The sequence below is a fragment of the Dyadobacter alkalitolerans DSM 23607 genome (assembly GCF_000428845.1).
In the GTDB taxonomy this organism is placed as follows: Bacteria; Bacteroidota; Bacteroidia; order Cytophagales; family Spirosomataceae; genus Dyadobacter; species Dyadobacter alkalitolerans.
The window spans coordinates 100,975-127,195 of the sequence record NZ_AUAS01000006.1; the positions used below are offsets into that span (position 1 = coordinate 100,975).

Annotated in this window: 19 protein-coding genes and 3 tRNA genes; 7 read left to right on the forward strand and 15 right to left on the reverse strand. The window is 45.2% G+C overall.

Annotated elements, in window-relative coordinates; genetic code table 11:
• Positions 1–38 precede the first annotated feature (38 nt).
• The gene (locus G395_RS0113720; RefSeq protein ID WP_035361392.1) at positions 39–764 is read left to right on the forward strand and encodes a hypothetical protein; all 726 of its coding nucleotides are present in this window, start codon (positions 39–41) and stop codon (positions 762–764) included.
• 27 nt (positions 765–791) lie between these two features.
• Here G395_RS0113720 and G395_RS0113725 read toward each other — a convergent pair whose 3' ends face one another.
• The 5 genes from G395_RS0113725 to G395_RS0113745 form a co-directional block, all read right to left on the reverse strand.
• A complete protein-coding gene (locus G395_RS0113725) occupies positions 792–1,853 on the reverse strand; it encodes a 6-bladed beta-propeller (protein WP_026630568.1) in 1,062 nt (353 codons plus the stop codon).
• A gap of 66 nt (positions 1,854–1,919) precedes the next feature.
• Positions 1,920–2,879: a 1-phosphofructokinase family hexose kinase gene (locus G395_RS0113730; RefSeq protein ID WP_026630569.1), complete on the reverse strand. Its 960-nt coding sequence runs from the start codon at positions 2,877–2,879 to the stop codon at positions 1,920–1,922.
• A gap of 134 nt (positions 2,880–3,013) precedes the next feature.
• Positions 3,014–3,790, reverse strand: a complete 777-nt coding sequence (locus G395_RS0113735) for an SDR family NAD(P)-dependent oxidoreductase (protein WP_026630570.1) — start codon at positions 3,788–3,790, stop codon at positions 3,014–3,016.
• 105 nt (positions 3,791–3,895) lie between these two features.
• The gene (clpX, locus tag G395_RS0113740; RefSeq protein WP_026630571.1) at positions 3,896–5,140 is read right to left on the reverse strand and encodes an ATP-dependent Clp protease ATP-binding subunit ClpX; all 1,245 of its coding nucleotides are present in this window, start codon (positions 5,138–5,140) and stop codon (positions 3,896–3,898) included.
• A gap of 254 nt (positions 5,141–5,394) precedes the next feature.
• Positions 5,395–6,069 (reverse strand): ClpP family protease, encoded by a 675-nt coding sequence (locus G395_RS0113745; RefSeq protein WP_026630572.1) that lies wholly within the window; start codon positions 6,067–6,069, stop codon positions 5,395–5,397.
• A gap of 247 nt (positions 6,070–6,316) precedes the next feature.
• Here G395_RS0113745 and G395_RS0113750 point away from each other — a divergent pair, with 247 nt between their 5' ends.
• A complete protein-coding gene (locus G395_RS0113750) occupies positions 6,317–6,697 on the forward strand; it encodes a helix-turn-helix domain-containing protein (protein ID WP_026630573.1) in 381 nt (126 codons plus the stop codon).
• A 55-nt stretch (positions 6,698–6,752) separates the two neighbouring features.
• Here G395_RS0113750 and tig read toward each other — a convergent pair whose 3' ends face one another.
• Both tig and G395_RS0113760 read right to left on the reverse strand, forming a co-directional pair.
• The gene (tig, locus tag G395_RS0113755) at positions 6,753–8,102 is read right to left on the reverse strand and encodes a trigger factor (protein WP_026630574.1); all 1,350 of its coding nucleotides are present in this window, start codon (positions 8,100–8,102) and stop codon (positions 6,753–6,755) included.
• A gap of 164 nt (positions 8,103–8,266) precedes the next feature.
• A tRNA-Leu gene (locus G395_RS0113760) sits at positions 8,267–8,348 on the reverse strand.
• A 170-nt stretch (positions 8,349–8,518) separates the two neighbouring features.
• Here G395_RS0113760 and G395_RS0113765 point away from each other — a divergent pair.
• From G395_RS0113765 to G395_RS0113775, 3 genes are all read left to right on the forward strand, one after another.
• The gene (locus G395_RS0113765) at positions 8,519–10,810 is read left to right on the forward strand and encodes a RelA/SpoT family protein (protein WP_026630575.1); all 2,292 of its coding nucleotides are present in this window, start codon (positions 8,519–8,521) and stop codon (positions 10,808–10,810) included.
• A gap of 117 nt (positions 10,811–10,927) precedes the next feature.
• The gene (locus G395_RS0113770) at positions 10,928–11,428 is read left to right on the forward strand and encodes a Fur family transcriptional regulator (protein ID WP_026630576.1); all 501 of its coding nucleotides are present in this window, start codon (positions 10,928–10,930) and stop codon (positions 11,426–11,428) included.
• Between the two features lie 74 nt (positions 11,429–11,502).
• A complete protein-coding gene (locus tag G395_RS0113775) occupies positions 11,503–12,798 on the forward strand; it encodes an adenylosuccinate synthase (protein WP_026630577.1) in 1,296 nt (431 codons plus the stop codon).
• 216 nt (positions 12,799–13,014) lie between these two features.
• On the opposite strand, the gene G395_RS0113780 is transcribed toward G395_RS0113775, so the two are convergent.
• The 7 genes from G395_RS0113780 to G395_RS0113810 form a co-directional block, all read right to left on the reverse strand.
• Positions 13,015–15,954, reverse strand: a complete 2,940-nt coding sequence (locus G395_RS0113780; RefSeq protein WP_026630578.1) for a DEAD/DEAH box helicase — start codon at positions 15,952–15,954, stop codon at positions 13,015–13,017.
• Positions 15,955–16,161: 207 nt separating this feature from the next.
• Positions 16,162–17,073, reverse strand: a complete 912-nt coding sequence (locus tag G395_RS0113785) for a bestrophin family protein (protein ID WP_026630579.1) — start codon at positions 17,071–17,073, stop codon at positions 16,162–16,164.
• Positions 17,064–17,522 carry a hypothetical protein gene (locus G395_RS29400; protein ID WP_051350160.1) on the reverse strand — a complete coding sequence of 153 codons (459 nt, stop codon included), beginning with the start codon at positions 17,520–17,522 and terminating at the stop codon, positions 17,064–17,066. The genes G395_RS0113785 and G395_RS29400 overlap by 10 nt, the downstream gene beginning before the upstream one ends.
• A 142-nt stretch (positions 17,523–17,664) precedes the next feature.
• Complete coding sequence (locus G395_RS0113795; RefSeq protein ID WP_026630580.1) at positions 17,665–19,041, reverse strand: HAMP domain-containing sensor histidine kinase; 1,377 nt, start codon at positions 19,039–19,041, stop codon at positions 17,665–17,667.
• On the reverse strand, positions 19,025–19,723 hold the full coding sequence (locus tag G395_RS0113800; RefSeq protein ID WP_026630581.1) for a response regulator transcription factor: 699 nt from the start codon (positions 19,721–19,723) through the stop codon (positions 19,025–19,027). The genes G395_RS0113795 and G395_RS0113800 overlap by 17 nt, the downstream gene beginning before the upstream one ends.
• A gap of 107 nt (positions 19,724–19,830) precedes the next feature.
• Positions 19,831–19,916 (reverse strand) — tRNA-Leu (locus G395_RS0113805).
• A 65-nt stretch (positions 19,917–19,981) separates the two neighbouring features.
• Positions 19,982–20,054: transfer RNA gene (locus tag G395_RS0113810), tRNA-Gly, on the reverse strand.
• A 357-nt stretch (positions 20,055–20,411) separates the two neighbouring features.
• On the opposite strand from G395_RS0113810, the gene G395_RS0113815 reads away from it, so the two are divergent.
• Positions 20,412–21,476 carry a TerC/Alx family metal homeostasis membrane protein gene (locus tag G395_RS0113815; RefSeq protein ID WP_026630582.1) on the forward strand — a complete coding sequence of 355 codons (1,065 nt, stop codon included), beginning with the start codon at positions 20,412–20,414 and terminating at the stop codon, positions 21,474–21,476.
• A gap of 28 nt (positions 21,477–21,504) precedes the next feature.
• Positions 21,505–25,497, forward strand: coding sequence for an AAA domain-containing protein (locus G395_RS0113820; RefSeq protein ID WP_026630583.1), 3,993 nt, complete (start codon positions 21,505–21,507; stop codon positions 25,495–25,497).
• Here the strand turns inward: G395_RS0113820 and G395_RS0113825 are convergent.
• The gene (locus tag G395_RS0113825; protein WP_026630584.1) at positions 25,492–26,202 is read right to left on the reverse strand and encodes a 3-keto-disaccharide hydrolase; all 711 of its coding nucleotides are present in this window, start codon (positions 26,200–26,202) and stop codon (positions 25,492–25,494) included. The two genes, G395_RS0113820 and G395_RS0113825, sit on opposite strands and share 6 nt — an antisense overlap.
• Positions 26,203–26,221 lie beyond the last annotated feature (19 nt).

Genomic DNA, 26,221 nt, shown 5'->3' on the forward strand with positions numbered 1-26,221 from the left:
TCGTTTTGTCTGATCTGCTTCTTGCCAAAATACTGCTTATGCCTCCCCTAATTGCGGGCGTTACACTTGCCGTCAGAAAATGGGGTGAAGGCTTAGGCGGCTGGATCGGCGGATTTCCCTGGGTTGCCGGGCCTATTTCCTTTTTTATTGCATTGGAACACGGCCCGTTATTCGCCGCTTCCACGATCACTTCTGCATTGCTGGGCTCGGTTGGGACCATATTGTTCGCATTGGTCTATTCCGTCCTCTCGTCCCGACTGTCATGGTTGCCCACCGTTCTGATCAGTTACGTGGTGTTCTTTATCGTGGCGATTTTATCATTGGGAAGCACCATATCATTGGTCTCAGCCGTGATCCTGAATCTCGTTGTGTTAACGGCAGTTTTGTATTTTTTTCCAAAACCAAAAGGAAAAGGGGAGGTGAGGAAGCAGCCGGTTTACGACATTCCGTTGCGTATGCTCGTTGCAACGTTTTTTGTGGTGTTACTAACTCAGGCCGCAGATTATCTCGGGCCCACTTGGAGCGGAATCTTGACTCCTTTCCCGATCATGACCTCCACATTGGCCGTTTTTACACATTCGCAGCAAGGATCTGACGCGGCCGTGCGTATTCTTTACGGGTTGCTTTTGGCAGGTTATGGGTTTGTGGCGTTCCTGGTGGGTGTGGCGATGCTGGTGCCGCAAATGTCCATTGGCGCGGCCTATGGGATCTTGACCGTAGGCACAATGGTCATCAATGGGATTACAATCAAGCTGATCCGCTGAGGGAGCGAATCAGCCCGAATGCTTATTCTAAACTCTTTCCAGTTTCACAGGATACGTTTTCTTGGCGTTCCACTGGCAAACATAAATATTCTCATCCTGGTCTACGCACACGTCGTGGCAATGCATGAAGATGGGTTTTTCCTGCAATATTAACTGCAATTCGCCCTTCTGATAAACAGGCGCTGTTCCGCCGGGATTCGAAATAACCTTGTTGTTTTTATCAATAATGGTCACAAAACCAGAGTTTGGTGTCTGGTTCAGATAACGCAGCCTTGACCAGCAGACACCCGCGAAAAGAGTGTCGCCGTGAAATACGGGACGACAAACGAATGCGCCGGGCAGGAACAATGTGCTCAAATATTTTCCGTCTAATGTAAATCTTTTGAAAGCATTGTGCGCGCGGGAGGTGATGAGCAATGTTGGATTCGCTTTGTCCCGGTAATCGATCGATATTCCGTGGGCTGTTGAAAACTGTGCGTCGCCATCTCCAGATCCACCGAATTTATCGATGAATTCACCTTTCTGATTGTATCTCAAAATCCACTGTGAGCCGTAACCATCTGCAACATAAATCGTTCCGTCGGGCCCGATGGCCGTTTCTGTGGGTTTGAATGGATCGGCTTCTTTATAGGCACCAACTTTTGAGGGATGTTCAATGGTCAGCAGGATTTTTCCTTTTAAATCTGTTTTGAAGACCTTACCCAGGTTGGGATCGCTGATAAACAGGAACTCTTCGCCGTTTGCATTCCATAGCGTAAGGCCATGCCCGCCTGGAAATTCGTGTCCCCAGGTTTCCAGCAATTTGCCGGACCTGTCGTAAATAAGAATGTTGTTTTTAACTTCATCACCCACCATAATCAGCCTGCCTTTGCTGTCCTGCACCATTTCGTGGCAATTGTTAACCGGAAACTTTGCAGCATCCAGATTGCCCCAGCTTTGTTGCACCTTGTATTTATAGGATCCGTGGCCGATCACTTCCCCATCCACTTTTGGTTTGGCATGAAGAATATAGAACGGCTTGAATGTGATGGCAGCGGCAGTTAATGCTGTTAATTTGGCAAAATCGCGGCGGGTATGTTGTTCAGGCATAACGATTGTTTTCTATGCAAAAGGCGGATGCAAGGAAATCTTACTATTTTACCTTTTTACATAAAATCAACTCGCAGAATAACGTTTGCCGTAGCGATTCAGCCAATCCATGAGGCGGTTCACGTCCTGCATCTTAAACAGTTCGCTTCCAGAGTTCATCGTGGCCGCGGTTCCGCAGGCAACGCCCATTCTAACCGCTTCCCGCACGGATTTCCCCTGGGATAGTGTCCATATAATGCCGGCAAGCATGCTATCGCCCGCTCCGACTGTACTTTTGGGTTCCACAGGAGGAGCCGGGATATGTTCCACCTGGTCTTCGGTGACGAGCATTGCGCCCATTGCGCCCATTGAAACGACAACAATTTCGCATTGACCGCGGATGATCAATGCCCTTGCAGCATCGTCCACTTCATCCAGTTCCAGTTTTTCAACGCCTACCAGCTCAGCGAGTTCGTCAATGTTGGGTTTGAGGAGATAAATTCCTGCTTCTGTGGCATAGCGTAGCGCATCCCCGGATGTATCCGCTATGAATCTGGCGCCCTGCTTATCAGCTATCTTTGCGATCTGACCATAAAAGTCTGCCGGAACCCCTGGCGGCAAGCTCCCACTGGCAATGATATAGGACGGTTTTGGATCGATGTCTTCCAAGGTTTCAATGATCGAGCGGACTTCCGTTGGCATCATCTCGGTTCCCGGCATCCCAAAACGATATTGAAAACCGGTGCTTTTTTCGAGCACATGGAAGTTTTCACGCGTCCACTGCTTGGTTTCAATCACCATTGTTTCCACGCCTTCCGCTTTCACCAGTTTGTGCAAACGCTGGCCTGTTGGCCCGCCTATCGTAAAGATGGCGATGGGGTTCCCACCTAACCTATGCACGGCTTTGGCCACATTGATCCCTCCGCCACCCGCTTCAAAGTTCGGGGCGTCGCAGCGCAGTTTATTATCAGGCACAATGCGTGAGACATTTGAGCTTTTATCAAGGGCTGGATTAATTGTAAGCGTTACAATGGGGCCGGTTGCCATATATTTCTATTGCGTAAGTTAAAAACCAACAAGTCCGAAAGAACTTATTAAACGAATTTACGCGAATAAAAGAAAAAAAGCGATCTGTGGTGCAGCCTGCATAATTTCTTCACACAACTATGACCTGATAACGCTTAGAATTGGCCATCCGTAATCTCCCAGCCACCATCGACTGTGAAGATTTGCCCGGTCGTAAAGCGCGCATAATCAGACATAAAATAGACCGAAGCGCCATCCAGGTCGCCCGCCAAGCCATAACGTCCGCCATCGAGGGGTTGTTTGCTTCTGATATATTGGTCTGAGGCCTCCGAGCTGTTCTCAACGCCCTCAATGATGCCGGGCGTTAATACATTGACGCGGATATTTTTGGAGGCATAGGAAGCTGCGATGGATTTTGAAAAACCAATCACGGCAGATTTCGCAGTGGCATAAGCATGATTGGCAAAATGCTGCGAAGCCGGAGCATGCGCCAGCACGGAGCTCATATTGAGAATGCTGCCACCTTTGTTCATGCCTATAAATGTGCGGATAGCAGCCTGGTTTGACAGCATGAGCGAAGTTAAATTGAGATCCAGTGTCTTATTCCAGCCTTCGAGCGAGAGTTCGTGCAGAGGGCCGTCGCCGAATTTTTCACCGCTTCCGCCGGCAACGTGGTATAGTCCATCAAAACTGCCGAATTCCCGGATACAAAGCTGAATTGCGTCCAATGCAGTTTGCGGATGCGTGGCGTCGCCTTGCTTGGCGCGGGCCGTATTGCCCAGGTGCAGCTCGGCCACGAGGCAGTTCTCCGGATTGCGGCCTACAACGACCACATTGGCACCATTTCTCACAAAAGCCTTAGCAGCGGAAAAGCCCAGCCCTGTTGTTCCTCCAATTATTACAATAGACTTATTTGCTAACCAATTTTCCATTTCAGAATTTAATTTTAATGCAAAATAGGACTATTGCCATAAAAAGTAAAACGCTCTGAATTCCGGTGAGGAAAGCAGAGCGTTTCAATATTGCTAATCGCTTGTTTAAGCCACTGAGCGAAGTAATGACATGGAGGATTTCTCGAACTTGTCTTTGGCGTAATCCAGCGAAAGCGTGAATTCTTTCACATCTTTTTGGGAAGGCAAATCAAACATCGCGTCTGTCATGATCGACTCGCATATCGCGCGGAGACCACGTGCTCCCAGTTTGTAAGTCATGGCCTGGTCAACGATAAAGTCCAGCACTTCGTCTTCAAAATGAAGCGTGATGCCCTCCATGGAGAACAATTTTGCATATTGTTTTACCAATGCGTTTTTAGGCTCTGTTAAAATCCTGCGCAATGTTTCGCGGTCCAATGGATTCAAATGAGTCAAAACAGGCAGACGGCCGATCAATTCTGGGATCAGACCGAAGGATTTAAGGTCCATAGCAGTCACATAACGCATCAGATTTCCTTTATCAAAGATCTCGATAATGCGGTTATCTCCCGAAAAGCCGATCGGACGCGTGTTAATGCGTTTTCCAATGTGCCTTTCAATGCCGTCGAATGCGCCTCCGCAAATGAACAGGATGTTTTCCGTATTCAAAGTGATCATTTTCTGGTCGGGGTGCTTGCGTCCGCCTTGTGGTGGAACATTCACAGACGAGCCTTCCAGTAATTTCAAAAGGGCCTGCTGGACACCTTCGCCGCTGACATCCCGTGTAATAGAAGGATTATCCGATTTACGCGCGATTTTATCAATTTCATCAATATAAACAATCCCACGCTCAGCTGCTTCCACATTGTAATCAGCCGCTTGCAGCAGTCTGGTCAAAATCGTTTCAACATCTTCACCAACATAACCCGCTTCTGTAACAACGGTTGCATCCGCCACGCAGAAAGGAACCTGGAGAATGCGTGCGATGGATTTGGCCAAATAGGTTTTCCCGGTTCCCGTTTCGCCTACCATTATAATGTTCGACTTTTCGATCACAACGTCATCTTCGGAAGTCGGCTGGTTGAGGCGCTTGTAGTGATTATAAACGGCAACTGCCAATGAGCGCTTTGCTTCGTCCTGGCCAATTACATATTGTTCGAGGAAATGCTTAATTTCTTGCGGGGGAATGGGTTTCAGCTTGGGTAACTTGGTCTTTTTTTCCTTTTTATCTTCTTTGGACCCCAACTCCTCTGTTATTACCTGATGTCCCTGCGCGATGCAGTGATTACATATATGTGCATCGATTCCGGAAAGTAATAAATCTACTTCGTTTTTCTTACGTCCGCAGAACGAACAACTAACTTGTGCCATTGATTTCGCTGTATTTTAAATAATTGCAGGTTTGTCGCCAACTTGAACTTGCTGTATGATTACAAACCAGGAGCCACATTAACAAGAAGACTGAAATTAATGTTTCAAAAATCTTACCGATGTTGACCTGTGTAGAGACAATATTACAAATTTCCGGTTTTTTGTCGGGGTTACCAAATCGGCCCCGGGCCTTATAATAAGAACCGCCCGGACAGGGAACCTATCCGGGCGGTTAAAATAAAAGCATTCAGACCTTATTTGTCTCTTGTCAAAACTTCGTCAATCAGACCGTAATCCTTTGCTTCCAAGGCTTTTAACCACTTGTCGCGATCGGAATCGATAGCAATTTGCTCAGGTGTCTGACCTGTGTGGTTTGCCAGGATTTCGTACAACTCGTGACGCAGTTTTACAATTTCACGCGTGGTGATTTCAATGTCAACCGACGTTCCCTGCGCACCGCCTGATGGCTGGTGAATCATTACACGGGCATGTGGAAGTGCGGATCTTTTTCCTGCCGCGCCGCCTGCCAGAAGCACCGCACCCATAGAAGCTGCAAGGCTCGTACAAACCGTTGCCACATCCGGACGCACATATTGCATCGTGTCATAAATTCCCAAGCCTGCGTACACAGAACCGCCCGGGCTGTTGATATACATTAAAATATCTTTTTTTGCATCAGCCGATTCAAGGAACAAAAGCTGGGCAACTATTATGTTGGCAATGTTGTCGTCAACACCGGTTCCCATAAAAATAATGCGGTCGGCCATCAGGCGCGAAAAAACATCTACTTCACGGAAGTTCATTGGACGCTCTTCAATTACTGAACGCGTCATATTTTCAACTGTGTGGTTTACGTAGCCGTCAACTGTAAGACCATTCATTCCAAGGTGGTGAACGGCGTATTTTCTAAATTCATTTCCGTGGTTCATCGATCAATTTAAATTTTAATTGAAGTAATATTAAAGGGCAAATAAGTAAAAGAACAAAAAGCGCTATCTGTTAGTTTCTGTTAATAATCCAGCCTCTTTATTCTTTGGATTTCACAAAATTGATTATTTCATTGAATAATCCTTGTCTATTCAAGCGATAAATTATCGAAAATTGCGAGAGTCAGCGAAGAAGGTCTTTATTACATTGCACAACAAATGATAAATCGGCATGAAAAACGCGGTGGCTATGAATGTTACATCAAACTTGTCTGAAAAAATTCGCCTGATCCGGCTGCAAAAAGGCCTTTCTCAGGAAAATATGGCTGATATGCTCGGCCTTTCCACAACGGCATACGGTGATCTGGAACGTGGCCGGACTGAGCTTTCTGTTTCCAGAGTCGAAAACATTGCCAAATTACTCGACGTCCCGCTCCCGGAATTACTGGGCTTCGACGGATTGACCATGTCAGAAACCGAATGGCTTCGTCAGGAAAATACACGGTTACTCTCGGAAAACCGCCGAATGCAGAACGAGCTTGATCAATGGAAGATGAAATTCAAGCAATGGTTCGGCGACGGGATCATTCGGCATATTGGAGAAGAACGCGAACGCATTGGTTTTAAATAAAAACACCGTTCATGCAACTGCAATGAACGGTGAAAAAAAATATTATCAGAACTGGTTACGCGGCTACTTCTTCGCCTTTCGCTAGTTTTTCAAATTCGCTTACTTCAATGGTCTGCTCGTCCGTAGAAACCTGGCTGCGGATGATCTCCATTACTTTGTTATCAAAAACCTGATTAAAAACCTGTGTATAGTTATCACGCTCTTTATCAGCAAGGTAACCCTGAGCCACGCGGTCGATGGTTTCTTTCATGTTGTCATCGTCTCCGTAGATACCGAACTGTCCTTTTACCATGTTGCGGGTAAATTCAAGGATTTCAGGATATTCTACTTTAACGCTTTCTTTGTCAGCCACTTTATTTTTGATCAGGCTCAATTTCAATGATTTTTTGAAATCTTCGAATTGCTCTTCGATCTGCTCGCGAGTGAATTTGCCTTCGTTCGTGCGTTCCAACCAGTCTTTCAAGAAGTCGCCCGGAAGTTCGATGGCAATGCTGTCCAACAAAGCATTCTCGATATCGCGACGAAGCAATGCTTCTGTTTCGCGCTCGTAGTTTCCTTTGATGATTTCCAGAAGCTTTTCGTTGAACTGCTCTTCGTTTTCAACCTGGCCAGGTCCCAAAACTTTATCAAAAAGATCCTGGTTCAGCTCCGATGCAGCTGAACGCGTTACATCTTCAACAACCAATGTATAGTCGCCGGAAAGCGTTGCTACATCTTCTTTTTTCTTACCGGTAACGTGTGCAATCGCTGCTTCGTCGGCAAATGTATTTTGAATGTCAAAAACGACTTCGTCGCCTTTTTTAACACCAATGAACTTCGCCAATGCATCTGCTTTCACTTGCTTGGTAGGGATCGCAGTGCGGGTCGTAAACTCAGAAGATTCTTGTTTCAGCTCTCCGAAGATCATATCACCTTCTTCGCTCATTTCGGGATGAATGTTTTCTGCAAAACGCTCACGCAGGTTTTCGATTGTTTTAGACAATTCTGTATCGTCAACATTAATCGTGTAACGTTTTACGGCGGGAAGCTCGGAGAAGTTAATTTCGAAATCCGTAGCAACACCCAGGTCATAAATGAATTCCAGTTCGCTTGGGCTGTCCCAGTTTACTTCGGCAGCTTTTTCGCGGTTGGGAACAGGATCGCCCACAACCTGTAATTTATTTTCTCTGATATAGCTGCTTACGGCAGTGCTCAACAGGTTGTTCACCTCATCAACCAGAATGCTTTTACCATACATGCGCTGAATCACATGGGATGGCACTTTGCCAGGACGAAAGCCTTTCAGGTTAACCTTTTTTGAGTAATCCTTGATCGTCTTATCAATTTTAGGCTGATAATCGTCTTTCGTCAACGTTACTTTAAGAGAGGCTAATGTCGGCGAATTTTGTTCTAATACAACTTCCATGTGTCGCTTATGCTATGGGTAAAACTTTTAGATTAAATAGAAAAGAAAAACAAAAATGCCCTCAAAACTAAGTCCTGAGGGCATTTGACGGGTTTTACTTCGGAGCAGCTCATTTTTCTTATCGAGATAGGAATCTTGACGCCCCGTCATTCCCTTGTTAATCGTACGGGCGGAGGGAATCGAACCCCCACGCCTTGCGGCACTAGATCCTAAGTCTAGCACGTCTACCAGTTCCGCCACGCCCGCTCACTTATTTCCCGTTTTCGACGCCTTTTGTCGAATTGGGAGTGCAAAGGTATTCTTATTTTTTAGATAGATGCAAACTTTTTTGAAAATTTTATCTTTGGGTAAAATTAAATTGAAAAATGTCGCTGGAATTTGTTATTTTGGTGAAGCATACCAATTAAAATATAGCAGTGGAGCAACTCGTTGAACCCCTCACCATTGATCTGGAACAGGAGCGGAAGGATATTCTCAAAAAATACCGGAGGTTATTACGAACAGCCAAGCCCTTCTTAAAGGATAATGATGCCAAATTAATCAAAAAAGCCTTTTACACTTCCGTGGACGCGCATAAAGACATGCGTCGCCGCTCGGGAGAGCCCTATATTTACCACCCGCTTGCCGTTGCCCAGATCGTAGTTGAAGAGATCGGATTGGGTACGACGGGCATTGTGGCCGCCTTGCTGCACGATGTTGTGGAAGATACGGATATGCGTATCGAAGACATTGAGCGGCTGTTTGGCAAAAAAGTAGCAAAAATCATCGACGGACTGACCAAAATTTCCGGAAGGTTCGAATATGGCAGTTCACAACAAGCTGAAAACTTCCGCAAAATGCTGCTCACATTGTCTGACGATGTGCGCGTAATTCTCGTGAAACTTGCCGACAGGCTGCATAACATGCGGACGCTGGACAGCATGCCGCGCGACAAACAGCTGAAAATTGCTTCCGAAACGATTTTCATTTACGCACCGCTGGCGCACCGGCTTGGACTTTACAGCATTAAGTCGGAGCTGGAAGAGCTTTACCTGAAATATACCGAACCCCAGGAATACCGTGCTATTGCTAGGAAACTGAGAGAGACCAAAGGCATCCGCGACCGGTTTATCTCGAAGTTTATGGAGCCGATTGCGCAGGATCTGGAATCTGCGGGATTGAATTTTATCCTGAAAGGCCGCCCCAAATCGATTTATTCGATTTGGAACAAAATGAAAAAGCAGAACAAGCCTTTTGAAGAAATCTATGACCTTTTTGCCATTCGCATTGTCCTGGAATCTTCGGCCGAGAATGACAGGGAAAAAGCGATCTGCTGGCAGGCGTATTCCATTGTTACCGACCATTATAAGCCCAACCCGGACCGTTTGAAAGACTTTTTGAGCACACCGCGTGCCAATGGTTATCAGTCACTCCACTCGACGGTTATGAGCAAAAGCGGACAGTGGGTGGAAGTGCAGATCCGGACTTCGCGCATGGATGAAATTGCGGAGAAGGGCTATGCGGCGCACTGGAAATACAAGGGCAATGATACGAAAGTAAGAGGCAACATTGAGCAGTGGATCACTCAGGTGAGGGAGACATTGGAGAACGGTTTTGGGGACAAAACGGCCGCTATCGAATTCCTGGATGAGTTCAGGAGCAATTTGTTCAACGAGGAAGTTTTTGTTTTTACACCAAAAGGAGAACTGAAAGTGCTGCAAAGCGGTGCTACTGCACTGGATTTTGCATTTGACATACACTCGGAAGTCGGCGTGCATTGCATGGCCGCGAAAGTAGGAGGGATCCTCGTTCCGATTAGTTATGTGCTCAATAATGGGGATCAGATCGAGATTATTACATCCAGCAAACAGAAACCGAATGAGGACTGGCTGCGGATCGTAGTAACCTCGAAAGCGAGGGCCAGGATCAAGGACTTTCTTAAAGAAGACAACCGCCGTTATGAAACAGACGGACGGCAGATGGTCGAGAAAAAGCTGAAAATCCTTGGAATGGAGCTTACGGCTGAGGTTGTGAACCAGTTGAGAGCATTTTTTGAATGTAAAACGACTAGTGATTTCTTCTACCGGATCGGAAAAGGATACATTCATCTGGACGAATTAAAGCGGTTTAAAAGAGATAAGGAAGCGAAAGAGCGCAAAGCAACGGACAGCAACCCGGCGGCTCCCTCACCGACAACAAATGCGGGCGACGGCAAAACGCTTACCAAATTTCTCAAACACATTCATGGCGACCGCGCAGACAGCGATACGCTCCTGATCGGCGACGACATGGATAAAATCGATTACAAACTCGCCATATGCTGCAATCCGATCGCCGGAGATGACGTTTTTGGTTTTGTAACGATTAACGAGGGCATCAAGATCCACAGGACGACCTGCCCGAATGCCGCGGAACTGATGTCCAAACATGGAAACCGCATCATTAAGGCCAAATGGGAATCGGGCAAAGACGAAGCGTTCCTGGCAGGCTTGTATCTTTCCGGAACCGACCGGGTGGGATTGGTTAACGACGTAACCAGGATCATTTCCAACGAGCTGCACATTAATATGAGAGGTCTGACCATTGACACAAAAGATGGTGTTTTTAATGGTGATATCAAGCTTTATGTGCAGGATACCAAGCACTTGGATATTCTGATCGGGAAGTTGGAGCAGGTGGAGGGTGTATACAATGTGCAGCGTTTCGACACCAACCTAAACGGCAAATAGCCGCAAGGAACCATTCACATACTAAGGTGTTATAAAACTGGACGGTCAGAACTAAGACTGTGAAAGTGACTGTGATTTAAGTAAAAAAGCGTATTTTCGCGCAAGAATATCAGAGATATGCCACAAGCCAGCAAACCGAATTTTGAAGCCGCAAAGAAAATCTTAACGGCTTACCTGGAAAATAAAGGACTGCGCAAAACGCCTGAGCGTTTCGCGATCCTGGAAGAGATCTACACCAGGGAAGATCACTTCGATGTAGACGAGCTTTACATCAGCATGAAAAACAAGCGTTACCGGGTGAGCCGCGCGACTGTTTACAATACATTGGATGTTCTTGTAGATTGTGACCTGGTTACCAAGCATCAGTTTGGTAAAAATCTGGCGCAGTTTGAAAAATCCTATGGTAACAAGCAGCACGATCACCTGATCTGCACGGATTGCCATAAAGTGATGGAATTCTGCGATCCGCGCATTCAGTCGATCCAGAATATGGTGGGTGAAATGCTGAATTTCAGTGTCATGCACCACTCACTTATTTTTTACGGGAACTGCACAAAAGAAAACTGTCAGAACCGGAACGAGGTTCGGGAAACTTCTGCGGTTTACGAAGACAGATAACAAAACATTGGGCCGGGCAGCATTCGTTGCCTGGCCCACCTTACACCATATTAGTTTCAGTAATCATAAATTGAATGAAAGTTGACGTATTACTTGGTCTTCAATGGGGAGACGAGGGAAAAGGTAAGATTGTGGACGTTCTCGCGCCACGTTATCAGGTTGTAGCCCGTTTTCAGGGAGGACCTAATGCGGGTCATACATTGGAATTTGATGGCATTAAGCATGTTTTGCACCAAATTCCATCAGGCATTTTCCGCAGCGATATTCAGAACATTATCGGAAATGGTGTCGTTTTAGACCCCATTGTTTTCAAAAGAGAGATTGAAAATCTCGCTAAATACAACCTTGACCTGATCAGTAATCTGTTTGTTTCCAAAAAGGCATCGATTATCGTTCCTACCCATTCGCTGCTTGACGCCGCTTATGAGCGCTCGAAAGGTGATTCCAAGATCGGTTCAACATTAAGAGGAATTGGTCCGGCTTATCAGGATAAAGTGGCAAGATTGGGCCTTCGTGTAGGCGATGTGCTTTCTCCAAACTTTGCTGATAAATATAAAAGACTGGTTGACGCACATAAAACCATCCTCGATTTCTACGCATTCGATTACTCAGAAGTGCTTCCAAAATCGGAAGAGAACTTCTTCGGTGCGATCGAATTCATGAAGCAATTCACGTTGGTTGACAGTGAATATGTTGTCAATGAAGCATTAGCAGCCTCGAAAACTGTTTTAGCAGAAGGCGCACAAGGATCATTGCTGGATATCGATTTCGGTTCTTATCCTTTTGTTACGAGCTCTACTACAATGACGGCTGGTGCCTGCACCGGTTTAGGCATTGCTCCAAGCCAGGTAGGAGAGGTTTTCGGGATTTTCAAAGCTTACTGCACACGTGTAGGAAGCGGCCCATTCCCAACAGAATTATTAGAAGAAACAGGCGAGAAAATGCGTCAGGAAGGCCGCGAATTCGGCGCCACAACCGGACGCCCACGCCGCTGCGGCTGGCTGGATTTGCCTGCATTGAAATACGCAATCATGATCAACGGCGTTACGCAATTGATTATGATGAAAGTGGATGTGTTAACAATTTTCGACAACATCCGCGTCTGCACCAACTACCGCCTGCCAGACGGCACATTAACCGACCATTTGCCATACGATCTGTGCGATGAAACGGTTGAGCCGGTTTACAAAGATTTCAAAGGATGGCAACAGTCATTGGACGGAATCCACGACTTCGATGCAATTCCTGAGGAGTTGCTGGCTTACGTGAAGTTTTTGGAAGATGAGTTGAAATTACCCATTACCTTTATTTCAACCGGGCCGGATAGAGAGGCGTTGATTAGTAGGGGGGCTTCGGCGTTGTCGGTTTAGGGTCGGAGAGTTACTTGCTCTGTCAGTCTAATTAGAGCCTCTGTCAGCCTGAGCGGAGTCGAAGGCGCGTTACTTGCCAGTAGCGCGCCTTCGACTCCGCTCAGGCTGACAGGGCTTTAGGGCTCAGGCTGACAGGGCTTTAGGGCTCAGGCTGACAGGGCTTTAGGGCTCAGGCTGACAGGGCTTTAGGGCTCAGGCTGACAGGGCTTTAGGGGTTCACGCCAACAAATTCAACACATCCTCCCTGCTCAGCGACTTTATAAACCCTTCCTCATTAGATATCAAATCATCTGCCAGCTGCTTCTTGGTCCTCTGCAGTGCCAGGATCTTTTCCTCTACTGAATTCTTAGTGATGAACTTATAAGTGAATACAGTGCGGTCCTGGCCGATGCGGTGGGCGCGGTCTACGGCTTGGGCTTCTATGGCGGGGTTCCACCAGGGGTCGAGGATGAAAACGTAATCTGCGGCTGTGAGATTGAGGCCTAAGCCTCCGGCTTTTAGTGAGATCAGGAATATTTTAATGTCATTGTTGTTTTGGAACAGTTCCACTTGCTCCTGGCGGTTTTTGGTTGAGCCGTCGAGGTAAGCGTAAGTGATCTCTTTTTCGTTCAAAAACTGACGGAAAAGATCGAGGTGCTTAATGTATTGGCTGAAAATCAATATTTTGTGATTTTCGCTGATAGCGGTTTGCATCTTGTAAAGCACATCTTCAAACTTGCCGGAACCGTGTGAATATTCCGGATCAACCATCAGGGGATGATTGGCCAGCTGCCGGAGTTTGGTCAGGCCTTGCAGAACAACGAGTTGCGATTTTGAAATCCCATCATTATCAATGCTTTGCAGGATCAGATTGCGATAATATGCTTTTGCTTCTTCATAAGCTTTTTCCTGCTCATCGGACATATCGCAGTATTGAATGCTTTCAACCTTTTCCGGTAAGTCGGTGGCGACCTGCGATTTTAACCTCCTTAATATGAATGGCTTAATGAGATTGTACAGCCTTTTTGTCTTTTCTTCATCCCCGCGCTTCTCAATAGGAACCTGAAATTCATCCCTGAAAAATGACTGGCTGCCCAGCAAACCCGGGTTCACAAATGACATTTGAGACCAGAGATCTAATGTGTTATTTTCGATCGGCGTGCCTGTTAAAACCAGCCTGTTTGCTGCATTGAGCTTCTTAACTGCCTTTGTAATGATGGAAGCAGGGTTTTTGATCGCCTGGGACTCGTCCAGGATAACGTAATTGAAACGGTAAGACTGAACGAAGTCAATGTCGAGCCGGACAATTCCGTAAGACGTCAGGATCAGGTCGTAATGATCGAACTGGGCGGTGTCTTTTTCACGGTTTGTGCCGGTATATAGCAACACTTTCATGTCCGGCGTAAAGCGTTTTGCCTCTAACTGCCAGTTATAGAGCAGCGAAGTGGGCATAATGAGCATGGAAGGCTCTTTTACGCCTGTTTCCTTTTCGGCTTGCAGCAATGCCAGCGTTTGCACGGTTTTTCCCAAACCCATATCATCCGCAAGACATCCGCCGAAGCGATATTGTTTCAAAAACCTTAACCAATCGTAACCGGTCTTTTGGTAAGGACGCAATGTTCCTTCGAAATGTAATGGTGGCTCAACTGCCTCAATTTGATTGAAATCCCGCAGATTTTCAAGTTTCCGGCTGATCGTGGCAGTGGCAAGGTTCTCTTCTTTTAACTCCTGTACCAATGCCAGATGGTGCATACGCAGCCGCAAAGGATCGTCATCGCCATCATGCTCGGTGAAAGAGAAAAATTCAGAATATTTGGTAAACCACCATTCGGGGATAACCGCTATTTCACCATTAGGAAGCAAAAATTCCTTCTTACGGTTGAGTATATAGCTTCTTAGCTGAATAAAAGGAATTTCAAACTCACCGAATTTCACTTTTGCATTGATATCAAACCAATCCCGGCCTTCCTGAATGGAAATATCAATGGAGGAATAGCCCAGAAAATAGCGCTTAGCGTCACTCGTATTCTGACGGACGGAAATGCCATTTTCAGCCAGTGTATTTGCATTGCTTTGCAGCCAGCCAAAAGCCTGTGACTTTGGCATCTGGATATTGCCATTCCGAATATTAAGGCCCCAGTCTTTCAGCAGGGCCACATGCTGGCTTTCTGCTTCAATGCTGCGTTTAACCTTATTAAAAACATAATCATTATCCTTCTTCTCCATATGCACGCTCGACGCATGCGCAAAACTGTCGTAGTGAAAGGAGAAATTCGCATATTGAAACGACAGATCGAATGCAACATCATTGTCCTCTTCTTCTTCCATCACATCCACACCCCCGTCCTGGAAAATGGCCGGAGCCTTCTTATTCGAGCTATATTCCGAGATTGTCAGCACAGTTTTAGGCGTTGATGAGACATTTCTGATCTCGAAACCTCTGGCCACCACATCATAGGACGCTATCAGCGGAGCCACAAACCTGCCATAATATTGTTCTTCCACCTGTCCGGGAATGGCGATGAATTTTTTGGCGAGGAATGGTTTGATCTTTTTGCCATCCACGTGTCCTTCAAAATGCAGCAAATGCCCGGCTACAACGAGCCAGGCGGGTTCTTCGCAAATCAGGAAGGCATTTTTATATTGAAAATCAACCTTTTGATATTTGTGACGGATTGTAGGGAAATAATGTGTGTTATCCTCGTTTCGGATAAAGTGAAAGCGGATCGTAGCTTTTTCCGGTTCCCAGAAAACCGGTTTCCACAACGGGTTTCCATCGCTACCCATAATAAAAATCTCTTTGCCGCTAAGCCTTTCGAGGATCTTGGCTTTACAATTTTCAAGATAAGCCGCAATGGTTTCCTGAGTCGCCTTATCACCTTTTTGCGCGTCATAAACTTTCAGGAAAAAGTCTACGGCATTTAATTTTTTGGGGTTAAATTTCCGAAGAATAGCATCTTGCTGAATGTCGTCGATCAGCCCTACAAGTTCCACATCACGCTGGTCAATACCGGTGCGGAACTCTTTGATATTCTTGGATGAAATATTCTGGATCTGGAATGAAAAATCGCCCTGATTGTTCAGTTGGACCACAAAGGATTCAAAAATGTATCCCAAAAATTCATGATTGAGAATGGAATAAACAATTTTAAACGGCTCGGTGGGAGAAACTTTCATTCTGTTATGGTTGGGTAGGCGTGAAGTGCTGGTAAAGAGCCGCTAATTCGATTTAACAGGCTTTTAACAATTTGGAAAACTTCAAATATAAGCGAAAAGGGATCAATAAAAAAGACTTCCAGGCGGAAGTCTTTTTTAAAGTCATAGAACAAGTTCCTAGTTAATTATCAAATAATTTAAGGCAAAAATAGAGGGCTTCCTTAATGATTAAAGGACATAAAAATGCGATGGCTGGTGAACTGCTACCGGCATTTGCTTATCACGCATCATTTGTTTCAGATCGCGCTCAATGTTCCTTGAAATAGTCAGCATTGGCGTATCTGTCGGCTTGTTTTCGAACGGATCTTGTAAATGAATGGCCATTTTTTCAATCAGGAAAAAGCAGCCTGTAATGACGATCAGCACAGGAACCATCAGGAAACCAAAGAGTTCAACAAGTCCGAACGGGAGCAACAGTATGAAGAAGTGCAATGCCAGATGAATGTACAAACTATATGTAGATGGAAAAACGGTGTTTTTGATACGTTCACATTTTCCCATTGAATCTACAAGTCGCGTCAATGTAGCGTCCATCTCAATTTGCTGGTAAGGATTCACCCAGCCTTGCTTCAATGCATTGTTATAATCACGGGCATGCAACTGGATAAGGCCAACGTGCTTATTATCATAATCTTGCAGGGATTCGCTTTCTTCCGGCGACACATATTTTTCAATGTCCGGCATAGGATCCTCTTTCCGCAAGCCATGCGCTAATGCATAACACCAGGCTATTTGTCGTTTGATAATGCGGTTTTTAAAACCTTCTATCTGATCCGGATCGTAAGGATCGTCTATCAAAAACATGACCTGACGTGCTAATGTCCTCGAATCGTTAACGATCGCGCCCCAGATCTGGCGCGCTTCCCACCAGCGGTCATAAGCCTGGTTGGACCGGAATGCAAGCAGCAGTGAGATGATTGTTCCGAGTACCGTTGGGACGGTCATTGGAATTGAAATGTCTGTAATGTTGAAGTTTTTGTAAATCACTTCAATTGCAAATCCATAAATGGCCACAAACAGTATTTCGTATTTGATCTTGCCAAAGATGTATCTGATGGGGATGTTTTTTTTCAGAAGCATATTTCCTGTGTGTTAGCTGGTTCCTCAATCTTGTCCACATTAATCAATTCTACACCTGCTTTTTTGATGATCGGCAATGCGTCCAGGCTGCTCCTGGATAGCCTTGGAATGCCATTGCTTTCCGAAAATGCAATGAAGTCCGCGTTATTGGCGTCCAGGAAGTTCTTGAATGCAGCAAGCTTGTTGCCGTAAAAGAATTCCACTTTGATACTGTGCACCTTGTTGCTGTATACATCTTTAATAGCATGACATTCGTTCCAGAAATCCTCTGAAACGAAGTCGTATTCTTTCTTTCTATAAGTTGAAAAAAGAAGGTCCTGAATGTCGTCTGCAACGTGGAAAAGATGTGTAAATACGATGGAGAACTTCTGTTGGGCGTTTCGCGCCAGAATGTGTGCAACTTGCAGGCTGTCAGCAGTAAAGTCGGCCGGGATAATTACAGTCTTCATATTTTCTCGCTTGTTTTGTTGATTGATCCATTGAATTAAATTGATAATGCAATGTTACGGCGAGGTTGTTAGCACCACTTAAAAGCGGTGTTATAATACAATGTGAGACTTATTAAAAGGGGATTAGATTATTAAAATGAAATTAGAAGGGTGCTTTTGAGCAGGGCAAGTGAATTTTGAAGCTCGTTCCCGCACCAACCTGACTATCAACGGCAATGGTTCCATTATGCTTCTTGATAATGTTATTAGCCAAAGGAAGCCCGATCCCGAAGCCTTTGTAACGCTCCGTATTAGAGGCCCGGAAGAATGGGACATAGATCTGAGCAATCTCCCGATCAGGAATGCCGATCCCGATATCCTGAATTTCTACAATGGAATGGGTTCCATCGGAAGAAATGATAATGGTAACCGGTTTATTATCAGAATACTTGCAACTATTTAGGACAATGTTCGACAATGCTGCCGTAAGGAGCGTCTGATTCCCGTTAATAGTCAGCTTGGCTTCGTCCTCTGGTAGATGATTAAAGTCGATGTCCACCTGATTATCGGGAATAATCTTGTCTACCGCTTCTTTGACAGACAAAACTAACTCGTCCACCCTTATGGGCGACCATTGCTCCTTTGTGCCATCGAAACCGGTTTGCGCCAGCTTTAACATGCTGTTGGCCAGATGCTCCAGCTTTCCAGCCTCCTCATAAATCACCTCAAACGAGGATTTAGCAGCAGGAGGAATTTCTTGTAGGGAGAGGCCCAGTTGCGCTTCGCCGCTGATCACGGTAAGGGGCGTTCTGAACTCGTGGGAGGCATTGCTGACAAAGTTGTTTTGTATTTCAAATGTAATTTCGAGGCGATTCAGCATATCATTGAAAGTATGCGTGAGATCATCGATCTCGTCCTTACTGCCGGCAACTTCGAGGCGCTGGTGCAGGTTATGCGCACTAATCCCTTTTACATTGCGAATAATGCGTCGGATGGGATTGAAAATTTGTGTAGAAAATAGTTTTCCAAATGTAAAAACAAAGATCATGGAGATGAAAAAGCCTACAATCAGTAGTTTTTTGAGGTTTTCAATTTCTTCCAGACCGTAAAGATCCACCGCGGATGACAATATGATTATGGTTTTACCGGACTGGTTAATGTTCAATCCAACGTAGGAAGTATCATTCTTGAAAAAGCGGGCAGGTTCTTTTCTAACAATATTGTCGTAAAAAGCAGAAGGCATCGGCAGCCGTTCTTTCAGTTTTCTTGCCTTTTCAATTTCACCGTTCTTGATAATATGGTGTTGCTCAAAAGGCAGGTCGCCCAGGTGCCGCTCCTTAATGTCGTAGTAAATAGAAGTGGTCGATTTACTTTCCTGCAATGCTGCGTGCCCAACAATGTCTGCCCGGACTTCCAGCCGGTGGTAAAAGCTGTTTGAAACGCTTTCCGACCCGAATGTGTAAATAAATACGCTCAACGCCACGATAATACCCGACGTCAGAATCGTGAAGAGAAGGGCAATTTTAGTTTGTATCTTCATAAGACTGTCGCATCACGTATCCCATGCCGAAAACAGTGTGTATCAGCTTATTTTTTTGATTTTTATCGACTTTTTTGCGGAGATAATTAATGTAAACGTCCACGACATTGGTGCCGAGGTTAAAGTTGATGTCCCATACATTTTCGAGGATCTCCATTCGGTTGAGCACTTTGTTCCGATTATGGATCAGAAATTCCAGCAGGCGGAATTCCGTAGCGGTGAGGTCAATGGTGTGGCCGTTTCTTTGCACGATCTTCGTTTCTGTATTCAGCACCAGATCTGCAATTTCAAGTTTCGTCCCGTTTTTCTCTTTTTCAACTTCCTTTCCTCTCCGGGTGAGCGTGCGAATACGGGCTTCGAGCTCTGCCAGTTTAAAAGGCTTGGTCATATAATCGTCCGCTCCGGCATCTAATCCGGAAACGATATTTTCAGTTGTGCCCAATGCTGTCAGCATGAGAATAGGCGTTGCATGGCCAGCGCTGCGGATTTTCCTGCATACTTCCATGCCATTGATGACCGGAAGCATCAGGTCCAGGATGATCATATCAAAGGTGTGGTTTGTAGCCATTTCCAAGCCCGATTTGCCGTCCATAGCCACCGTTATTTCGTGCCCGGAAGCGGAAAGGCTTCTTTGAATGAGGGAAATTACGCTGGGTTCGTCTTCGATAAGCAAAAGCTTCATGCGGGCAGATATTGAAAAATCGTCAGGAAGATAAATGTAGAAAAGTATTGCTTAAATAAAGCATGCCTGAAAAGAAAAAAGCCTCTGGTGGGGTTCCAGAGGCTTTGTACCGGGGACGGGAATCGAACCCGTACGAGCGTTTCGGCTCACAGGATTTTAAGTCCTGCGTGTCTACCAGTTCCACCACCCCGGCATCATCCATGTGATTAGGATGGCATATAGAGAAAAAAAGCACCGTTTCCGGTGCTTTAACCTCTGAGCGAAAGACGGGGTTCGAACCCGCGACCTCGACCTTGGCAAGGTCGCGCTCTACCAGCTGAGCTACTTTCGCATAACCGTTTTTGATTATGGTGGTGCAAATGTAGGCACGGGGAGTATGTGACGCAAGTTTTTGTAAAAAATATTTAGGAAAAAAATCTCAACATTTTATTAACAAATTGTTACTCAATTGATACTGGACGCATTTTTTTTCAAAAAATATTAAAATGAACATGGGTTGCTTGTATAATGTGCAGTTTCTGCTTCTTGCTTGGGCTAGCCTCGCATAATTTTAATACCGTCCGTCCTATTTAATTTTAGCACTTTATATTTTAATTACCTTTGCCTCCTTTGACAGGATTGCATAGATTGATGTTTTATTGCATTATCCTGTCTGTGGGTCGATTTTAAATATTAAATATATTTATTCATGTTTTCCAACGAAGTTCTGTTTTTTGGCGGGTTTATATTGGTAATCAGCGTCATGCTGCTTTTAGACCTCGGCGTTTTTAATAAAAAAGACCATGTTGTAAAATTCGGTGAAGCCGCTGCGTGGACTGTTGCCTGGATCTTTCTTGCGCTCATTTTCTACGTCATCATTAACACGCATGGCGATCTGGTGCATGGCATGGAGAACTATGCTGATTTGGCAGCAGTCAAAGACAAGTATGCCCCGCATTTGAAGCTCATTCCCGGAAATTTTGAGGGTAGCCTCGAAATTTACCGGAAGAATATGTCCCTTGAGTTTATCACGGGCTATCTGCTTGAGTATGCGCTCTCGGTTGACAATATTTTCGTTATTATCCTGATATTTTCCTCATTCGGCGTTCGTCCGCAGTATTACAAAAAGGTGCTTTTCTGGGGCGTTTTGGGCGCAATTATCATGCGTTTCATCTTTATCTTCCTGGGTTCGGCATTGATGCAGCGTTTCGAATGGATCATTTATATCTTCGGTTTGCTACTGGTTTACCAAGGCGGTAAGATCTTCTTTGAAGCGGGCGAAGATGAAAAAATTGATCCGGCCAAGCATCCGGTTGTGAAATTTGCATCCAAGTATTTACCCGTTTTTCCTAGATATGTCCGTGAGCATTTCTTTGTCTTGAAAAAAGGAAAATGGCTGGTAACACCGCTTTTTGTGGTTGTTTTGATCGTCGAATTCACCGATTTGATTTTCGCCGTTGACTCGGTGCCGGCGGTATTCTCTGTTACGAAAGATCCATATGTTGTCTTCTTTTCTAATATTTTCGCCATCATGGGGCTCCGTTCCATGTTCTTTTTCCTGAGCAACATTATGGGCCTGTTCCGTTTCCTGAAATATGGGCTAGGGGTTCTGCTTGTATTTATTGGTGGAAAAATGCTGTTCCATTCAAAACTGGAAGAACTTGGGTTTGAGACGGTTTATTCACTTTACGTAATCCTCGGCATTTTGGCGATAAGCGTGCTCGCCTCTGTTGTTTTCCCGGAGAAAAAGGTGGAAACACGCCAAATCCAATAGTTAAGCAATCAGGATCGTTTGAGTATCTATGGATCGCATTCTTAAAGCTTACTTAAAACGACTTACCAACCTTAGTACGCGTAATAAATCGTTATTGTTGCCAGGGCTGCCTTCGGAGCAGTTCCTGGATCTTCATGAAACTGATTTTTTGCTGGAAAAGCCTGCAATAGAACTTATCAGGCAGCTCGTTTCCGGGAAATCACGCATTGCGCTTTGTGATGTTGCAGATTCTCGTTTTGAAAAGGTTAACGAAGTCAGCAAAAAGCTCCGTAAGATTGCTCGTACAGAACGATTTATAGAAGAAGAGAGAGGCTCACGGGATTTGTATGTAGGGTATCCGTTTGTAAAAGGAAAGCTTTCCGATGGGACGCCTATTCATGCGCCGCTTTTGTTTTTTCCGGTCACTTTAAAAATGGACCGGGAGCAATGGTGCCTGTTCGAAGTTCCTGAAAGCAATGTGATCCTTAATTCCAGTTTTGCGCTGGCTTATGCACATTTCAATGAGTCGGTTATAACGGACGACATTCTTGAAAAGTCGTTTGAAGATTTTCCAAAGGATTTCCTGCAATTCCGGACGCATTTATATGAATGGTTAAAGACCACGCCGCTCAAAATTAATTTCAATCAGGATCTTTTTGAAGACAAGCTCATTGCATTTAATGCGCTGAAAAGTTCAGAACTGGCTGCTAGTGAGCGAAACGGAGCGCTGAAACTTTTCGCTGAGGCCGTTCTCGGCATTTTTCCTCAAGCCGGTTCTTATCTTGTTCCGGACTATAATTTGCTGCTCGAAAACGCCCGGGATGCATATTTTTCCATTCCATTGCTCGAAGGAGAACCTTCGGAATCAGAAGCGCCAAAAGATATCCCCGATGCAATTATTAAGGCTAAAACAGTCAGAGAAGAGGAGATTTTGACGCCGTTTCCAGTGGATCAGTCACAGGAGGAGATCATTTTGGCTGTAAAATCCGGGAAATCGGTGGTGGTGCAGGGCCCGCCGGGGAGCGGGAAATCCCAGCTTATTTGTAATCTGATGGCCGATTTTGCATCCAGAGGAAAGCGCGTTTTGCTGGTATGCCAGAAACGTGTGGCACTGGATGTTGTGTATCAAAGGCTGCAAACCATTGGAATGGCCGATTTTGTGGGTCTGATCCATGATTTCAAGAACGATCGCTCCGCATTATACAGACAAGTCGCATCCCAGATTGACAAGGTTGAATCGTACAAACAGCAAAATTACAGCCTGGATGCAGTATTTCTGGAAAGGCAGTTTACCCAGCAAAGTCGGGCCATCGACCGTACAGTCCAAGATTTAAATGCGTTTCGGGAAGCATTGTTTGATGAAACGGAATGTGGAGTGAGTATCAAAGAGCTTTACCTGAAAAGCGACCAAACGGCTCCGAAAGTGGAGATGAAAGATTATTACAGGTCTTTTCGTATGGACAATCTGGATCATTTAAGGAGGAAGTTGAAAACGTATAGCGCATATGTTGTGCATTTTCCTGCCGATTATGCCTGGGCAAAGCGCAAAAGCTTCGCAAAGTTTGGTATGAGCGAATTGAGAAACATGGAAGAACTGCTCGCAGAATGGCCGAAAGTGTTTTCCAGGCAAAAACAAGAATTTGAGCATCTAACCAGCCAACCCTTTTCGGTTGACTATCTGGAAAAGAAAGCTGAGATCATTGAACGGCTCACCGACATTACCGAGCTGATAACGGAAACCACAACATTTACGCTATTTAAAAAATATATCGCTACTGCAAGCGGCCATGAACGGCTTGCATTCATCAGGCAAACTACCGATGTGCTGGAAGGTTTTCTGACCGAGGATGGCATTGAATTTTCCTTACCGACGTCAAAAGTGCCTTCCTTCCTTCAATCACTGAGAAAAGCCATTGAAGCAAATAGCTCAACGGTTTCGGGTCTTTGGTGGAACATGTTTGGGAAGGAAAAGAAGGAGGTGGAAGAGGTTGCGAAGGCAAATGGGCTTTCAACTGCACTGGACAATCTTTCAAAGCTTGAAATTAAACTCAAAAACAGGATCGAGCTGGAAGGCTGGCTTACGAGTAAGCATTTGAATTTCGACGTTTCCTACATTGATCCGAATGAGTTAAATGCAGGTGCGGAATATATTTCTTTTTTCCAAAAATCAGAATCAGCCGCCGATGCGGCGGTTAGGGCAGCATTGGATCCCTGGTTGTTGACTTTGAGGCACATTGCTTCCGAAAGTGGTAACTATGAGACATTCAATCAGCGTATCCATGAGCTGAAAGCCTGGATCATAGTTTGGAGCAAATTGGAGGCTGCTATGTTACCTTATTTGCTCCCTCAGCAAATCCGGAAATTGCTTGAAGATCCGGACCTTTTCAGCCAGCAGTTGTCAGCAGCATTAGCCAGGGATTTTGATTCAATGGTTGATATGGACAACCTCACGGAAAGCATGACTGTGCCGGAACAAGCGGTTACCAAAATCATCGTTGAAAAAAGCAAAAATCTTGGACATACCAGTTCGGAAGAGTTTGTGAATCTTTTTGAGAATAGCATCCGGCTAGCCTGGATTGAGCATATAGAGAGCAAATTTCCGGATTTGAGAGCGGTTACCTCATTGAAGATGAAACAATGGGAGACCAATTTACAGGAAAGTATTACGGAAAAACAGCAGTTAAGCACGGACATTACCGGGATCAAACTCAGGGAGGCGACTTATAAGGATATTGAGAAAAACCGCCTTGGTAACCGCGTCACTTATCGCGAGCTCGGGCACCAGGTGACTAAGAAAAGAATGATCTGGCCGATCAGGAAATTGCTTGAAAATTACACAGATGAGGTTTTCTCTTTAATTCCGTGCTGGATGGCTTCACCAGAAGCCGTTTCTGCGGTGTTTCCTATGCAACGTGCATTGTTTGACCTGGTGATCTTTGATGAAGCTTCGCAATGTTATGCTGAATATGGCTTGCCCGCGGCATTTCGGGGAGCGCAGGTTGTAGTAACAGGGGATAGCAAGCAGCTGTCTCCGAGTGATTTATATAAAATACGATATGAAGAAAAGGCAGACGAGGAAGAATATACAGCTGCCATAGAAATCGAATCATTACTGGACTTGGCAGCACAATCTCTTGATCAATACCAGCTTACTGGACATTATCGCAGCCTATCGCTTGATTTGATTGATTTTTCCAACAGGAACTTTTATAAAGACACATTAAGATTGCTTCCTGATTTCTTGCGAATCAATAGTGATGAGCCTGGCATTCAATATATTAAGACGGATGGGGTTTGGAAGAACAACATTAACCTCGTTGAAATTGAGCAGGTTGTTTCATTGATCAAAGAGCTTGGAGAAACCGGCAGGAGCATTGGTGTAGTGACATTTAACTTTTACCAGCAAAATGCGATTCAGGACGCGCTTGAAAGGGAAAATGTGTTCTTCAAGGACCTATTCGTTAAAAACATTGAGAACGTGCAGGGCGACGAGCGAGACATTATTATCTTTTCAATGGGATATGCGCCGGATGAGAAGGGGAGAGTTTCCATGCAATTTGGCAGCTTGAATATGCAGGGTGGCGAAAACAGGCTTAATGTAGCCGTGACACGCGCAAGAGAGCGGGTTTATTTCGTAACAAGCTTATGGCCTTCGCAACTTCAAACGGATCAGACAGCAAATGCAGGTCCGAAAATCTTAAAAGCTTATCTTGAATATGCCCTGAATGTGTCGGAAGGGAAATTTGTGCCGGTACCGATGGCAACCGGCAAATTCAGGTCAGATTGGTTGCTGAAAGACCAGTTAGTGAAGCACCATCCGGATTTTGAGAAAGAGTTGCCGTTTGGCGACATTACCATAAAAAAAGAAGGGGTTTACAAGGGTTTGATCCTCACCGACGATGATCTGTATCATTACAGCAAATCGTCAAAAGAACCGCACGCTTATTTACCCCTTCTTTTGCAGCAGAAAAATTGGCCTTACAGGCGTATTTACAGCCGCGAATACTGGACTAAGACTGTGGATTACCAGCAGTTACTATAACTCTTTAATTCGGATATTTCTGAAAGAGACCTTATTTCCATGATCTTGCAAAGCAATTTTGCCTTTGGAAGAGGCACCAAAGCCTTCCCAGGTTTTGAATTTGCTGTCGGAAACCAATTTATCCCATTCGCCGCCTTGTGCAGGGAAGTCAACTACTTTTTTGCCGTTCAACCAGCTTTCGCCGCGACCGCCTTTGATCACAACTTTTGCCTTATTCCACTGGCCGGCTGGTTTCACAGCAGCAAAGTCAGTTGGGGGAAGCATGTCATAAAGTGATCCTGATTTGTGGTTTCCAGCCTTTCCCGCTTTTGCATCCGGGTGCTTTTCATCATCCAGGATCTGGATTTCAGGGCCGGTCGAGTAGGGGCAGCAGTATTTTTTGTCTTCAATGACGTGGTAAATGATACCGCTATTTCCTGCTTCAGAAATTTTCCATTCTAATTCTAATTCGAAATCGCCGTACTCTTTGTCGGTAACAAGGTCCTTGCCGCCTTTTTCCGCAAGAACAATAGCGCCATCTTCCACTTTCCATTGTGGTAACACATTATCCGACTGCCAGCTGTGCCAGCCGTTCAAACTTTTGCCGTCGAATAGTTTCACCCATTTCCCTTTTTCCTGCGCTTCTGCGGTGTTTGAAATAAGAGCGAGTGAAAATAATGCAACCACGCCTGCCTTAGTGAAAGCACGCCAATTCGTAAAATTCATATTCTTAATGTTAAAGTTT

What these genes read in the sequence shown, in the direction of transcription:
- clpX (WP_026630571.1), bottom strand. Translation starts at nt 5,140, where the DNA reads ATGGCACAAGTTAGTTGTTCGTTCTGCGGACGTAAGAAAAACGAAGTA.
- G395_RS0113770 (WP_026630576.1), top strand. Translation starts at nt 10,928, where the DNA reads ATGCCACAAGCCAGCAAACCGAATTTTGAAGCCGCAAAGAAAATCTTA.
- G395_RS29400 (WP_051350160.1), bottom strand. Translation starts at nt 17,522, where the DNA reads ATGAAGACTGTAATTATCCCGGCCGACTTTACTGCTGACAGCCTGCAA.
- G395_RS0113780 (WP_026630578.1), bottom strand. Translation starts at nt 15,954, where the DNA reads ATGAAAGTTTCTCCCACCGAGCCGTTTAAAATTGTTTATTCCATTCTC.
- G395_RS0113730 (WP_026630569.1), bottom strand. Translation starts at nt 2,879, where the DNA reads ATGGCAACCGGCCCCATTGTAACGCTTACAATTAATCCAGCCCTTGAT.
- G395_RS0113785 (WP_026630579.1), bottom strand. Translation starts at nt 17,073, where the DNA reads ATGCTTCTGAAAAAAAACATCCCCATCAGATACATCTTTGGCAAGATC.
- G395_RS0113815 (WP_026630582.1), top strand. Translation starts at nt 20,412, where the DNA reads ATGTTTTCCAACGAAGTTCTGTTTTTTGGCGGGTTTATATTGGTAATC.
- G395_RS0113750 (WP_026630573.1), top strand. Translation starts at nt 6,317, where the DNA reads ATGAATGTTACATCAAACTTGTCTGAAAAAATTCGCCTGATCCGGCTG.
- G395_RS0113800 (WP_026630581.1), bottom strand. Translation starts at nt 19,723, where the DNA reads ATGAAGCTTTTGCTTATCGAAGACGAACCCAGCGTAATTTCCCTCATT.
- G395_RS0113720 (WP_035361392.1), top strand. Translation starts at nt 39, where the DNA reads ATGCCTCCCCTAATTGCGGGCGTTACACTTGCCGTCAGAAAATGGGGT.
- G395_RS0113745 (WP_026630572.1), bottom strand. Translation starts at nt 6,069, where the DNA reads ATGAACCACGGAAATGAATTTAGAAAATACGCCGTTCACCACCTTGGA.
- G395_RS0113775 (WP_026630577.1), top strand. Translation starts at nt 11,503, where the DNA reads ATGAAAGTTGACGTATTACTTGGTCTTCAATGGGGAGACGAGGGAAAA.
- G395_RS0113825 (WP_026630584.1), bottom strand. Translation starts at nt 26,202, where the DNA reads ATGAATTTTACGAATTGGCGTGCTTTCACTAAGGCAGGCGTGGTTGCA.
- G395_RS0113735 (WP_026630570.1), bottom strand. Translation starts at nt 3,790, where the DNA reads ATGGAAAATTGGTTAGCAAATAAGTCTATTGTAATAATTGGAGGAACA.
- tig (WP_026630574.1), bottom strand. Translation starts at nt 8,102, where the DNA reads ATGGAAGTTGTATTAGAACAAAATTCGCCGACATTAGCCTCTCTTAAA.
- G395_RS0113820 (WP_026630583.1), top strand. Translation starts at nt 21,505, where the DNA reads ATGGATCGCATTCTTAAAGCTTACTTAAAACGACTTACCAACCTTAGT.
- G395_RS0113795 (WP_026630580.1), bottom strand. Translation starts at nt 19,041, where the DNA reads ATGAAGATACAAACTAAAATTGCCCTTCTCTTCACGATTCTGACGTCG.
- G395_RS0113725 (WP_026630568.1), bottom strand. Translation starts at nt 1,853, where the DNA reads ATGCCTGAACAACATACCCGCCGCGATTTTGCCAAATTAACAGCATTA.